This window comes from Insolitispirillum peregrinum (assembly GCF_900156605.1).
Taxonomy (GTDB): Bacteria; Pseudomonadota; Alphaproteobacteria; order Rhodospirillales; family Rhodospirillaceae; genus Insolitispirillum; species Insolitispirillum peregrinum.
The window spans coordinates 1-12,635 of sequence record NZ_FTOA01000001.1 but is presented as its reverse complement, the minus strand read 5'-3'; the positions used below and the strand labels follow the sequence as shown (position 1 = coordinate 12,635).

The following is a 12,635-nucleotide window of genomic DNA, read 5'->3' as shown; positions in this document are numbered from 1 at the left end:
AGGCCCGATGCCGCACAAGGTCATCTTTGTTCTGATTGATGGCTTGGCGTGGCAGGTGGCCCATGACTGCATGGGTCACCTGCAGGGCTTGTGCGAGGCTGGCCGGGCCAGCCTGTACCGCCTGAACTCCGCCCTGCCGTCGCTGTCGCGCCCGCTGTACGAATGCCTGCTGACCGGAGTTCCGCCAGTGGACAGCGGCGTCGTCCACAACCAGATCACCCGCCTGTCCACCCAGACCAGCCTGTTCCATCTGGCCCGCGCCGCCAGGCTGACCACCGCCGCCGCCTCCTATCACTGGATCAGCGAGCTTTATAACCGCTCGCCCTATCTGGCGGTGCGCGACCGCTTTACCGATGATCCGGCGCTGCCGATCCAGCACGGCATCTTTTACCATGCCGACAGCTACCCCGATGATCACCTGTTGCTGGATGGCGAATACCTGCGCCAGCGCCATGACCCGGACCTGCTGCTGATCCATTCAATGAATGTCGATGATGCCGGTCATCACGCTGGCTATGACAGCCCGCAGTACCGCAATGCCGCCCGCCGGATGGACATTTTCCTGTCCGATCACCTGCCGGGCTGGCTGGACGCTGGCTATCAGGTGATCGTCACCAGCGACCACGGCATGAACGACGACCGCAGCCACGGCGGCATCTTACCGGAAGAACGGCAGGTGCCGCTGTTTACCCTCGGATCGGCCTTCAGCCACGCCCCCGAAGTGGCGGTGCGGCAGGTCGAGCTGTGCGGGCTGGCCGCCGATCTGTTGGGCCTGTCGCACGACAAACCCCGTAATCAGGAGCTGATCCGGCGATGAGCACCTCTCCCCCCGCCGCGTCCGTCTGGCGACGGCACTGGCAGGCCGCCCTGTTCCTGCTGCCGATGCTGGTGGTGCTGGCGCTGTTTTGTCTGGCCCCGCTGTGGTGGGTGGCCGTCCACAGCCTGTATGGCGAAGACGGCTGGGTCGGTCTGGACCATTACCGTGAAATCCTGTCGTCGGCCTTTTACCTGCAGGCCTTTTCCAACAGCCTGTCGATTTCGCTGTGGTCGAGCATCCTCGGCCTGCTGCTGTCGCTGGTCGCGGCGGCCTCGCTGCGGCGGGTGCCGGGGCGGTTCCGTGATCTGGTGGTGGCCTTTGTCAACATGACCAGCAACCTGACCGGGGTACCGCTGGCCTTTGCCTTCATCATCATCGTCGGGGCCAATGGTGCCCTGACCCTGCTGCTGCGGCAGGCCGGGCTGTTGCAGGACTTTTACCTCTATTCCAGCTCGGGGCTGATCCTGCTGTACACCTATTTCCAGATTCCGCTCGGCGTGCTGCTGCTCTATCCGGCCTTTGACGCGCTGGATGATGACTGGCAGGACGCCGCCGCCCTGCTGGGGGCCAGACTGTGGCAATACTGGCTGCGGGTGGCCCTGCCGGTGCTGACTCCGGCCATTCTCGGCACCTTCATCCTGCTGTTTGCCAACGCCATGGGGGCCTATACCAGCGCCTATGCGCTGACCACCGGCAACTACAATCTGGTCACCATCCGCATTGGCAGTCTGGTCGCAGGCAACGTGTTCCTTGATCCCAATATGGCCGCCGCGCTGTCGGTGTTGCTGGTTTTGCTGATGGTGCTGGTGACGGCTGTCAATCAGTGGCTGCTGAAGAGGTCCTATCATGCGCGCTAACCTCTATCACCGGGTGGTGGTCCTGCTGCTGATGGCGGTGCTGGGGCTGCCGGTGGCGGCGACCCTGCTCTATTCGCTGTCCAGCCGCTGGGGCGCCACCATCCTGCCCGATGGCCTGACCCTGTCGTGGTACCTGACCCTATGGCAAGACCCGCGCTTTCTGGCCGCCTTTGGCAACTCGCTGGCGATCTGCATCGGCACGCTGGTGCTGGGAACCGTGCTGATCGTTCCTGCGGCCTTTGTGGTGTTTTACCGCTTTCCGTCGCTGGCCAAGTGGATGAACCTGCTGATCCTGATCCCCTTTGCCGTGCCGCCGGTGGTGTCCTCGGTCGGCCTGCTGCAACTGTATGCCGACGGGCCGCTGGCGATGGTCGGCACGCCGTGGATTCTGGTCGGCTGTTACTTCACCGTCGCCCTGCCGTTCATGTACCGGGCACTCGCCAACACCCTGGGGACCATGAACCTGCACGACCTGATGGATGCCGCCCACCTGCTGGGGGCCAGCACCGGCCGGGCCTTTTTGCTGGTGATTTTGCCCAACCTGAAAAAGTCGCTGATGGCGTCGCTGTTCCTGTCGTTTTCGTTCCTGCTGGGGGAATTCGTGTTCGCCAACATTCTGGTCGGCACCCGCCATGAAACCTTGCAGGTCTATCTGTACAGCATCCGCCAGACCAGCGGCCATTTCACCAGCGCCGTTGTTCTCAGCTATTTCGCCTTTACCCTGGCCTTGACGTGGCTCGCCGCGCGGCTGGGCAAATCCGACCGGGGGGCCTGATGAGCGTCGTTACCGTCTCCAATTTCGCCAAACGCTATGGCAGCAGCACCATCTTTACCGACATCTCGTTCACCTTGCGGTCGGGCGAGTTCGTCACGTTGCTGGGTCCGTCGGGCTGCGGCAAGTCTACGCTGTTGCGCTGTATTTCCGGCCTGACCGGGGTCGATCAGGGGACCATCAGCGTTGATGGCAGCGACATCACCCACACCGCGCCACAAAAGCGCGGCATCGGGATGGTGTTCCAGTCCTATGCCCTGTTCCCCAACATGACGGCGGCGCAAAACATCGCCTTTGGCCTGAAGATGCAAAAGCTGACCGCCGCCGAGATTGCCGACAAGGTGGCGGCGGTGGTCAAGCTGGTCGAGCTGGACGGCCGCGAGCAGCAGTACCCGCACCAGCTATCCGGCGGCCAGCGCCAGCGGGTGGCCCTGGCGCGGGCGCTGGTGGTTGAACCGCGCATCCTGTTGCTGGATGAACCGCTGTCGGCGCTGGATGCCCGCATCCGCAAAACCCTGCGCGAGCAAATCCGCGACATTCAGCGCCGTCTGGGGCTGACCACCATCTTTGTCACCCACGATCAGGAAGAAGCCCTGACCCTATCCGACCGCATTTTCGTGATGAATCAGGGCCGGGTGGAGCAGGAAGGCAGCGCCGAGACGGTCTATACCCAACCAGCGACCGAGTTCGTTGCCCGCTTCATGGGCAGTTACAACCTGCTGACCGCCGCCCAGAGCCAGAGCCTGCTGGGGATCACCCCGCGCGGCCATCTGACCCTGCGCCCGGAAGCGATGGAGCTGTTGACCAGCCCCGAGACCGACACCCTGCCTGCGGTGATCAAAAGCCACCAACTGTTGGGCAACGTCATCCGCTATCAGGTGGATTGTCAGGGCGTTGCCCTGTCGGTGGACTGCCTGAACCGTTCCGCCGAGGCCCTGCTGGCCGACGGCGCGGCGGTGTTCCTGCGTATCGCCCGTGACACCCTGCGAGAGGTGCAATAAATGCCGCTGGCGCTTTTTGATCTTGATGACACCCTGATTGCTGGCGACAGCGCCACCCTGTGGCTGCGCTTTCTGGTCGCCGAAGGGCTGGCCGATGCCGCCATGTTGCCGCAGGAAGCCGAAATGATGCGCGCCTACCGCGAGGGCGCGCTGAAGATGGAAGACTACATGCGCTTTACCCTGCAACCGCTGGCCGGGCGCAGACAGGACGAGGTGGACGGATGGGTTGAGCGTTTCATTGCGCAGGAGATCAGCCCGATCGTCTATCCGCAGGCGCGGGAGACACTGGCCCGTTATCAACAGGACGGCTGGCGCTGTGTGGTGATTTCCGCCACCGGCGAGCATCTGGTCCAGCGCATCGCCGCCCATCTGGGGGTCAGCGAAGCCCTCGCCATCCAGTTGGAACAGGACGGCGAGCGTTACAGCGGCGACACTACCGGCATTCTGACCTATCAGCAGGGCAAGGTTGACCGCCTGCACGCCTGGCTGGCCGAGCAGGGCGAGACACTGGCCGGTAGCCACGGCTACAGCGACAGCATCAACGACGTGCCGCTGTTGACCGCCACCGAACGGGCGTTTGTGGTCAACCCCGACCCCCGCCTTGCCGACCATGCGCAGGCGCACGGCTGGCTGACGCTGGACTGGAGCCTGTAAACAATCGGGGGGCCTGTTGTCAGACCCCCCATCGTTTCATCAACCCTTCCTTGCCACCGACACCCGGTCGAGCAGGTAGGCAATCGAGCGATAGGGCTTGCCGGAGTGGTCCGACAGGCCGATTTCGCAGGTGCGGTTCGACGAATAGCCGCCTTCGGCCCGCTCGCTGACGCTTTCGGGCAGACGCCGCAGGGCGTGGTCGTTCAGCGCCGGCAGGGTAAAGCCCTTGTCACCGGCAAAGCCGCAGCAGCCGACGCCTTCGGGGACCACCACCTCGTGGGCGCAGGCCTTGGCCAGCGCCACCATCTTGCCATCCAGCCCCATCCGGCGGGCCGAACAGTTCAGATGCACCAGCACCGGCTCGGCCTGCGGGGTGACGTGCAGGCGCGGCAGCACCTGATCATGCAGGAATTCAATCGAATCCAGCACCGTCAGCCGCGTGTCGAGCACCTTCTTCAGCCGCATGGTGCAGGCCGAGGCATCCATCAGCACCGGGATACGCCCGTTGTCCGAGGCCGCCAGCAACGCCGCTTCCATTTCCGAGGACTTGGCATTCGCCAGATCCATCATCCCCTTGGTTTCAAACGACTGCCCACAGCACAGATCGCCCAGCCGCGCCGGGAAGATCACCCGGAAGCCAGCCTTTTCCAGCAGGGCTTTCATCCGGTCCGGTACCGCGTCCTGTTCCGGCGCATCAACCGCCGGGCCGAGGGTGCGGGTGGCGCAACTGGGGACATAGACCACCGGCGTCCCGTCCTGCGTTGACGCCGCCGGGACATGGCCGGGACGCGGCAGCGAGGCGCCGAGTTTGGGGAATGCCCCGCCGGTCAGCGACTGGGCCACCCGGCCCGCCGTCAGTCCGACCCGCGCCAGCCCCATGGCGGTGCCAAAGTGCTTTGCCGCTATCCCGCCAACGGTCTTTTGGGTCGCGGTCAGCTTCCGCCCACGCAACGCCTTGGTCAGCAAGCCGGTTTCGATCCCCACCGGGCAGGCCATCGAACACAGGCCACAGGCGGCGCAGGTATCAATGCCCTGATAGTCGTACAGCGCGCGCAGTTCGGTCGCCGGATTGCCGTTCACCGCCTGCCGGGAGATTTCGCGCCAGCCGGTGATGCGCTGGCGCGGCGACAGGGTCAGCCCGTGCGAGGGGCACATGCGTTCACAGAACCCGCATTCGATGCAGGTGTCAACCAGCGGATCGGCGGGCGGCAGCGGTTTCAGGTTTTGCAGGTGGGCCTGCGGGTTCTGGTCGAGGATCACCCCCGGATTCAGCAACACCGCCGGATCGAGCAATTCCTTGATCCGCACCATCAGGGCATAGGCGTCACGGCCCCATTCCATTTCGACGAACGGCGCCATGTTGCGGCCCGTCCCGTGTTCGGCCTTCAGCGAGCCGTCGTACTTTTCCACCACCAGCGCGCAGACGTCATCCATAAAGGCGGCGTAGCGTTCGACCTCGGCGCGGTCGCCAAAGTCCTGGGTGAACACGAAGTGCAGGTTGCCGTCCAGCGCGTGGCCGAAAATGATCGCTTCGGTATAGCCGTGCTTGAGGAACAGCGCCTGAAGATCAAGGGTTGCCTGCGCCAGATCGGGAATCTTGAACGCCACGTCTTCGATGATCACCGTGGTGCCGGTCTTGCGCACCGCACCGACCGCCGGGAACAACCCCTTGCGGATTTTCCACAGCGTGCCGAATTCGTCCGGGTTGCTGGTGAACGAGGCCGGATGCAGGGTGGTGACAGCGGTCAGCACCTGTTTGATCGCCGCAATGTTGGCGGCCAGACCGGCGGCGTCTTCGGCGCGGGTTTCCACCAGCAGCGCGGTCACCCCATCGGCCACACCGATGATCTCCGGCGGCATGCCCGGCTTGTCTTCCACCGACTTCAGCGCCGCCCGGTCCATCAGCTCGACCGCCGACACCGGCGACGGCTTCAGCAGCGTCACCGCCCGGCAGGCCTCGGCAATGTCGGGGAACAGCAACAGGGCGCTGGCCTTGTGGGCGTGTTCGGGGACGGTGCGATAGGTGATCTCGGCAATGAAGCCCAGTGTCCCTTCCGACCCGATCAGCAGGTGTTGCAGGATGTCAATCGGGTCTTCAAAGTCCACCAGGGCGTTCAGGCCATAGCCGGTGGTGTTCTTGATGGCAAACTTGCTGCGAATACGCTCGGCCAGTGCCGGGGTGTCGCGGGTGGTCCGCCCCAGAGTGGCCAGCTCGCTCAGCAAGTCGGCATGGCTGACCCGGAACGCCGCCACGCTGGCGGCGTCGCCGGTATCGACCAGCGTGCCATCGGCCAGAATCAGCCGCATCGACAGCAGCGTCTTATAGCTGTTGTCCGAGGTTCCGCAGCACATGCCCGACGAGTTGTTCGCCGCAATCCCGCCGATTTTGGCCGAGTCAATCGAGGCCGGATCAGGGCCGATCTTGCGGGCAAAGGCCGCCAGACGGCGGTTGGCTTCCGCCCCGATCACACCGGGTTGCAGGCGGATGCGGCGGCCATCGTCTTCGATCACCACCCCGTTCCAGCGATCGCCCAGCACCAGCAGGACGGAATCGGTTACCGCCTGCCCGGACAGGCTGGTTCCGGCGGCGCGGAAGGTCAGCGGCGCGTCGTACTGGCGGCACAGATCGAGCAGCCGCAAGACCTCCGCCTCGCTGTCCGCCTTGACCACGATTTGCGGGATCAACCGATAGAAACTGGCATCCGTGCCATAGGCCAGCGTCCGCAACGGGTCGCGGATCAGGCGTTCGGACGGAATGAAGGCGGACATCTCGCGCGCCAGCGCGTCATAATCGCGCCGGGTGCGGGGGACTGGGGCAATACTGTTCATGGACAGACTCTCGGGTAGGGCCAGGAGCTGCACTGAAAGCCGGTTTGACGGTTCTTGCTGTTATGATGAAAGGATCAGTGCACGATCAGGACGATGAGTTCTTTCGGGCCATGCACGCCATAGGCGAGCGTTTGTTCAATGTCAGCGGTCTTGGACGGCCCGGAAACCAGCACCACGTTGGTCGGCATCTGCTGTGCCCAGTGCTGGGAGGCCATCAGGACCGCCAGGGTATCCACCACCGTTTCCGCCCGCACCACCGCGACATGAACCGGCGGCAACAGGCTCATCAGGCGGGGTTCTTCCGCCGTCGGCCACAGCACCAGCGAGCCGGTTTCGGCAATGGCGGCGCGGGTGGCGGTCAGGCCAGCGGCAACGCCGTTGACCAAGGTGTCCTTCAACTCTTCGACCGGGCGGTCATAGGGCACCAGCGCCGGAGCCTGCTCCAGCGTCCCCCATGCCGTCGCCACCTGCTGACCATCAACGGTGCCCGGCGCGTACATCAACGAGTCCAGACCATGGCGCTGCATCACCTCGGCCAGCAGGGCGGGCCAGGCGTCGGCGGAGGTGTGATAGACCTCGGCATGGGAGGCCTCGATCACACTGGCAAAGCGGTTCACCCGCTCATCGGCATCATAGACCGGCGGCTGCCACTCGGGACGCTCGGGAACGGCGGTGCGCGGGGCGGCTTTCAGACGGGCCAGAATGTTGGCCCGGGCGGTGGCGCTGTTATTCATGGTCATAGCCCTCTTCACGGACCAGTTCGTGCAGGGTCTTGCCAGCAAACTTCGGGCGATTGCGCACCGAGGTCCATTCCCGGATCATCGGCGCGCTATCGGGGATGGCGTTGCCCAGACGGCTGAGAACCTTGGCTCCCGCCGCGTAGGCCAGCGGGTGCGAGTACATGAATTTCCACCCGCGCCACACCAGCGCCTCGCGCCAGTTGTGCCGCGATCCGGCACCCTTGACCGCCGGACTGTCGCTGGAATGCACCGACTCGCCGCGCAGGCGCACCAGCAGGTCGGCAATCGGGATTTTCACCGGGCAGACTTCGACGCAGGCATTGCACAGGGTCGAAGCGTGCGGCTGATCGCCAGCGCAATCCAGACCCTCGAGTTGCGGGGTCAGGATTTTGCCAATCGGGCCGGGATAGACGAACTTGTAGGTATGACCGCCAACGCGCGAATAGACCGGGCAGTGGTTCATGCAGGCACCACAGCGAATGCAGCGCAGGGTATCGCGCAACTGTTCATCGGCATAAACCCGCGACCGCCCACTGTCGAGCAGCACCAGATGGACCTGTTCCGGTCCGTCCTTTTCGCCCGGCTTGCGCGGGCTGGAGATCATGTTGACGTAGGTGGTGATCGCCTGCCCGGTGGCCGAACGCGGCAACAGGGACAGCAACGGCGGAATGTCTTCCAGCGTTTCGGCCAGCTTTTCAATGCCCATCAGGGCGATGTGCAGCGGCGGCAGGGTGGTGGACAGACGGCCATTGCCTTCGTTTTCCACCAGCACCAGCGTGCCGGTTTCGGCCACCGCAAAGTTGACCCCGGAAATCCCGGCGTCGGCGGTGGCAAATTCGTTGCGCAATGCCTTGCGGGCGGCGGCGGTCAGCGTATCAACGTCCTCGGTATAGCCCAGACCGTCGATATGCTCGGCAAACAGCGCGGCAATTTCGCTTTTGTTTTTGTGGATGCAGGGCATCACGATGTGCGACGGTGCTTCGCCCGCCAACTGGATGATGTATTCGCCCAGATCGGACTCGACCGCCTTGATGCCATGGTCGCCAAGGTAATGGTTCAGCTCCATTTCCTCGGACACCATCGACTTGCCCTTGATCACCTTTTTGGCCCCGGCGGCCTGCAGGATCTCCAGCACGATGGCGTTGGCTTCGGCGGTGCTTTCCGCCCAGTGGACGGTGATGCCGTTGGCGGTGCAGTTGGCTTCCAGTTGCTCCAGCAGCTCGGGCAGCTTTGACACCACCCGCGCCTTGACAGCCGCACCACGGGCACGCAGGGCATTCCACGCTGCGGTGTCCTGGAACTGGGCCGCCCGCTTGGTCATCAGGCCGTCCATCGCCCGGCGGAAATTCCGCCGCAGGGTCGGATCGTTCAGCGCCCCCGGCGCGCGTTGGGTGAAATCTCCGCTCATTTGCAGCGCTCCAGCAGGAACTCGGCAATGTGTCGGCCACCCATCGGCTTTTTGGCCTTGTCCATCGCGCCGGTGATGTTCATCAGGCAGCCACAGTCCCCGGACAGCACTTCGCTGGCACCGGTTTCTTCGAGGGCCGCCACTTTGTCGCCGACCATCGCCGCCGAGATTTCCGGCTGGCGCACGGCAAAGGTGCCGCCAAAGCCGCAGCATTCTTTCTCGCGCGGGTTTTCGATCAGGGTGACGTTGGACAACTGCCGCAGCAGTTCCTTCGGCTGATCGACCACCCCCATCTCGCGCATCGAGTGGCAGGAGCCGTGCCAGGTGACTTTCACCGGCTCGCCCTTGTCTTCCAGTTTTACCTGCAACACGGTGACGAGGAAATCGGTCAGTTCATGGACCCGCTGCGAGAAGGCCACCGCTTTGGCGTGTTCGGGACGGCCTTCGAACAGGTCGGGATAGTGGGTTTTCATCATCCCCGCACAAGACCCCGACGGCACCACAATCGGCCAGTCCTGCGGGAAGCTGTCAATTTGCTGAAGGGCCACCGCACGCGCTTCATCCAGATAACCGGAATTGCGCGCCGGTTGGCCACAACAGCTTTGCCCGGGAGGGAAGACCACGCGCAGGCCATGCCGTTTCAGCAGTTCCATCCCGGCCAGGCCCGCCCGGGGATAGAACAGGTCAATGATGCAGGTACCGAAGAAGTAGACGGTATCCGGTTTCCCTGACGACTGATGTGCGGTCATGACGACTCCTCATGATCTCGGCCCTCTTACCGGGACCGCAATCAATGGGTAAATCATTTAACCGAAGAAGTGAAGTGGTAAAATTAATTGTCCAAGATCGGGAGGGCTATTCCTCGCTTGTGGGATTCTCGGTCGAGGCTTACTCCTCTCCCCGGGGTTTCTGGGTCAGCGCCAGCCCTTCCATCCGCCGCACCGACACTTCGCGCCGCTGATCAGCCCGCTGTGCCTCGCGCAGCGCCTCGGCGGTCGAGGCAATGTGGGCATCCGCCGCCGCCCGCGCCGCCTCGGGGTTGCGCGCCACAATCGCGGCGTAAATCGCCCGGTGCTGGCGCATGAAGCCATCCCGCACCCCGCGTCGCAGGTACAGGTCCGAACGGTCGTAGAAGACTCCGTCCTTCAGCATGTGGAACAGGGTGCCCATCACATGGGTCATGATGGCATTGCCCGCCATCTGGTAGACCGCCTGATGAAACGCCGCATCGGCAGCGGCTTCCTGCGCCGGATCATCCAGACTGTGGGCGTCCTCAAGCTCCTGCATCCGCTGCTGGAGTCGCACCATGTCCTCTTCGCTGCCCCGTTCGGCGGCAAAGGCGGTGATCTGTCCGGCCAGCAGGCGGCGGAATTCCAGATAGTCGAACGCCGTTTCCGGGTGGGCGTGCAGCAAACGGGCAAAAGGCTCGCGATGCTGTTGGGGAGTCCCGGACGCAATCGCGAGCGATTCCGGGGCGGTAGGGGTATTGGGCATGGTGTGGAGCCGTGCGTTGTGGCGAACATGAACATTATTTTGGGGTGGGACGGATTATTTTCCAGTTTACAAAATACGGGAAATCGAGTTATCCGTTCCGAAAGCGTGGTCATTTTTTTTACCAAACATGCTCCAGGGGTAAGAAAGTTTCGGAAAATCAAGGTACGGCAGAGCATTAGCGATTTCCGGCCATTTTTCTGCAACCGAATGCCCCCAACGAACCACCAGTTCGAGCCATCAACTGCGGCAGCAAAATCGCAGGGCTCATACTCGGGCTCAATAAGTTTCATTTGAAACAAATTAGGCGCGAGTCATCAGGATGTCAATCCGGCACGCCGGTCAACGGTCCCGGACAATGCCGACAGCACCGCCAGCAAACCGGATCCCGGTTTTCCGGCCACGCTGCAAAACGAGAGGTCTGGAACGTTGCGCATGATTAAGGTTTAGCGCGCGATGGTCCAGAGCGGGATGCGGATAGGGGGTTCCAGTTTTCCGCATGGCTCCGCACACCAGCAACCAGGTCAGCGCCGCACCCAGTGAAAAAACTGGCACACCGTCGCTGAAACCCTGTGCCGCACTGCCCTACCAGCAGGCACAGGCCGCATATCGGGAGGAAACATGTCGCCCTGGACGCAAATTTATGATCCGGCAGGAAATATCTGGCTGTCGTCGCTGATCGCCGCCCTGCCCATCATCTTCTTCTTCGTTGCTTTGGCCGTCTTCCGCATGAAGGGCCACATTGCCGGGACGATCACCGTCCTGATCTCGCTGGCAGTTGCCATCGCCTTTTACAAGATGCCGGTCGGCATGGCGCTGGCGTCGGCAGGCTATGGCTTCCTGTACGGCCTGTGGCCGATTTCGTGGATCATCGTTGCGGCGGTGTTCCTGTACAAGATCACCGTCAAGACCGGCCAGTTCGACATCATCCGCGCCTCGGTGGTGTCGATCACCGAAGACCAGCGTCTGCAGATGCTGATGGTCGGCTTTTCGTTCGGAGCCTTCCTCGAAGGTGCTGCCGGGTTCGGCGCGCCGGTGGCGATCACCGCCGCCCTGCTGGTCGGTCTGGGCTTCAACCCGCTGTATGCCGCCGGTCTGTGCCTGATTGCCAACACCGCCCCGGTGGCGTTCGGTGCGATGGGTATTCCGATGATCGTCGCGGGCAAGGTGACCGGCATCGACGCCTTCAAGATCGGTCAGATGGCCGGGCGTCAGCTGCCGCTGCTGGCGCTGTTCGTGCCGTTCTGGATCATCTTTATCATGGACGGCCTGCGCGGTATCCGTGAAACCTGGCCGGCCATTCTGGTTGCCGGTGGCAGCTTTGCCTTCGGGGTGTTCTTTACCTCGAACTACATCGGCCCCGAGCTGCCGGACATCACCTCGGCCCTGCTGAGCCTGGTCTGCCTGACCCTGTTCCTGAAGGTATGGAAGCCCAAGCGGATCTTCCGGTTCAACGAAGGCCAGGAAAGCGACATCGAAAAGTCGTCGCATGTCTATGGTACCGGCCAGATCATCAAGGCGTGGTCGCCGTTCCTGATCCTGACCGCCGTCGTCACCATCTGGAGCCTGAAGCCGTTCAAGGACCTGTTCGCCAAGGACGGCGCGCTGTACAGCACGGTGATCAGCTTCCCGATTTCCGGCCTCGACAAGCTGGTGATGAAGGCCACCCCGATTGTCGCCAAAGCCACCGCGATGGATGCCGTTTACAAGCTGGATCTGATTTCGGCCACCGGCACCGCCATCCTGCTGTCGGCCCTGATTTCGATGGTCGTGCTGAAGATGAGCCCGGCGCAAGGCCTGAAGACCTTTGTCGAAACGGTCAGCGAGCTGAAGCGTCCGATCTACACCATCGGTACCGTGCTGGGCTTTGCCTTTGTCGCCAACTACTCGGGCCTGTCCTCGACGCTCGCCCTGCTGCTGGCTGGCACCGGTGCCGCCTTCCCGTTCTTCTCGCCGATCCTCGGCTGGATCTAGGGGGGTTAGGAAATAATAGCACTGATGGCACATATCAAATTGCATGGCCGGATCGGCGCAAACGGCCACTGATCTGCGGGGCATGAACGCGG

At 63.2% G+C, this 12,635-nt stretch carries 11 protein-coding genes; 6 read left to right on the top strand and 5 right to left on the bottom strand.

Going from position 1 to position 12,635, the window contains the following annotated elements:
- Positions 1 to 7: 7 nt before the first annotated feature.
- Genes BW995_RS00055 through BW995_RS00035 form a run of 5 tightly spaced genes read left to right on the top strand, consistent with a single transcriptional unit; the run spans position 8 to position 4,101 of the window.
- The gene (locus BW995_RS00055; RefSeq protein ID WP_076397887.1) at positions 8 to 817 is read left to right on the top strand and encodes an alkaline phosphatase family protein; all 810 of its coding nucleotides are present in this window, start codon (positions 8 to 10) and stop codon (positions 815 to 817) included.
- Positions 814 to 1,674, top strand: coding sequence for an ABC transporter permease (locus BW995_RS00050; RefSeq protein ID WP_076397885.1), 861 nt, complete (start codon positions 814 to 816; stop codon positions 1,672 to 1,674). The genes BW995_RS00055 and BW995_RS00050 overlap by 4 nt, the downstream gene beginning before the upstream one ends.
- The gene (locus BW995_RS00045; protein WP_076397883.1) at positions 1,664 to 2,449 is read left to right on the top strand and encodes an ABC transporter permease; all 786 of its coding nucleotides are present in this window, start codon (positions 1,664 to 1,666) and stop codon (positions 2,447 to 2,449) included. Before BW995_RS00050 ends, BW995_RS00045 begins: the two co-directional genes overlap by 11 nt.
- Entirely contained in the window at positions 2,449 to 3,447 is a 999-nt protein-coding gene (locus tag BW995_RS00040) for an ABC transporter ATP-binding protein (RefSeq protein ID WP_076397881.1), read from the top strand. The genes BW995_RS00045 and BW995_RS00040 overlap by 1 nt, the downstream gene beginning before the upstream one ends.
- A complete protein-coding gene (locus BW995_RS00035; protein ID WP_076397879.1) occupies positions 3,448 to 4,101 on the top strand; it encodes an HAD family hydrolase in 654 nt (217 codons plus the stop codon). It begins immediately after the preceding gene.
- Between the two features lie 39 nt (positions 4,102 to 4,140).
- Here the strand turns inward: BW995_RS00035 and BW995_RS00030 are convergent, their stop codons facing one another.
- The 5 genes from BW995_RS00030 to BW995_RS00010 form a co-directional block, all read right to left on the bottom strand.
- Positions 4,141 to 6,930 carry an FAD-binding and (Fe-S)-binding domain-containing protein gene (locus tag BW995_RS00030; protein ID WP_076397878.1) on the bottom strand — a complete coding sequence of 930 codons (2,790 nt, stop codon included), beginning with the start codon at positions 6,928 to 6,930 and terminating at the stop codon, positions 4,141 to 4,143.
- Between the two features lie 74 nt (positions 6,931 to 7,004).
- Positions 7,005 to 7,664, bottom strand: a complete 660-nt coding sequence (locus BW995_RS00025; RefSeq protein ID WP_076397876.1) for a LutC/YkgG family protein — start codon at positions 7,662 to 7,664, stop codon at positions 7,005 to 7,007.
- Positions 7,657 to 9,078, bottom strand: a complete 1,422-nt coding sequence (locus tag BW995_RS00020; protein ID WP_076397875.1) for a LutB/LldF family L-lactate oxidation iron-sulfur protein — start codon at positions 9,076 to 9,078, stop codon at positions 7,657 to 7,659. The genes BW995_RS00025 and BW995_RS00020 overlap by 8 nt, the downstream gene beginning before the upstream one ends.
- Positions 9,075 to 9,827 (bottom strand): (Fe-S)-binding protein, encoded by a 753-nt coding sequence (locus BW995_RS00015; protein ID WP_076397873.1) that lies wholly within the window; start codon positions 9,825 to 9,827, stop codon positions 9,075 to 9,077. Before BW995_RS00015 ends, BW995_RS00020 begins: the two co-directional genes overlap by 4 nt.
- Positions 9,828 to 9,966: 139 nt before the next feature.
- Positions 9,967 to 10,572, bottom strand: coding sequence for an FCD domain-containing protein (locus BW995_RS00010; RefSeq protein ID WP_084194454.1), 606 nt, complete (start codon positions 10,570 to 10,572; stop codon positions 9,967 to 9,969).
- Positions 10,573 to 11,190: 618 nt separating this feature from the next.
- Between BW995_RS00010 and BW995_RS00005 the strand changes: the two genes are divergently transcribed.
- Positions 11,191 to 12,543 (top strand): lactate permease LctP family transporter, encoded by a 1,353-nt coding sequence (locus tag BW995_RS00005; RefSeq protein ID WP_084194453.1) that lies wholly within the window; start codon positions 11,191 to 11,193, stop codon positions 12,541 to 12,543.
- Positions 12,544 to 12,635 lie beyond the last annotated feature (92 nt).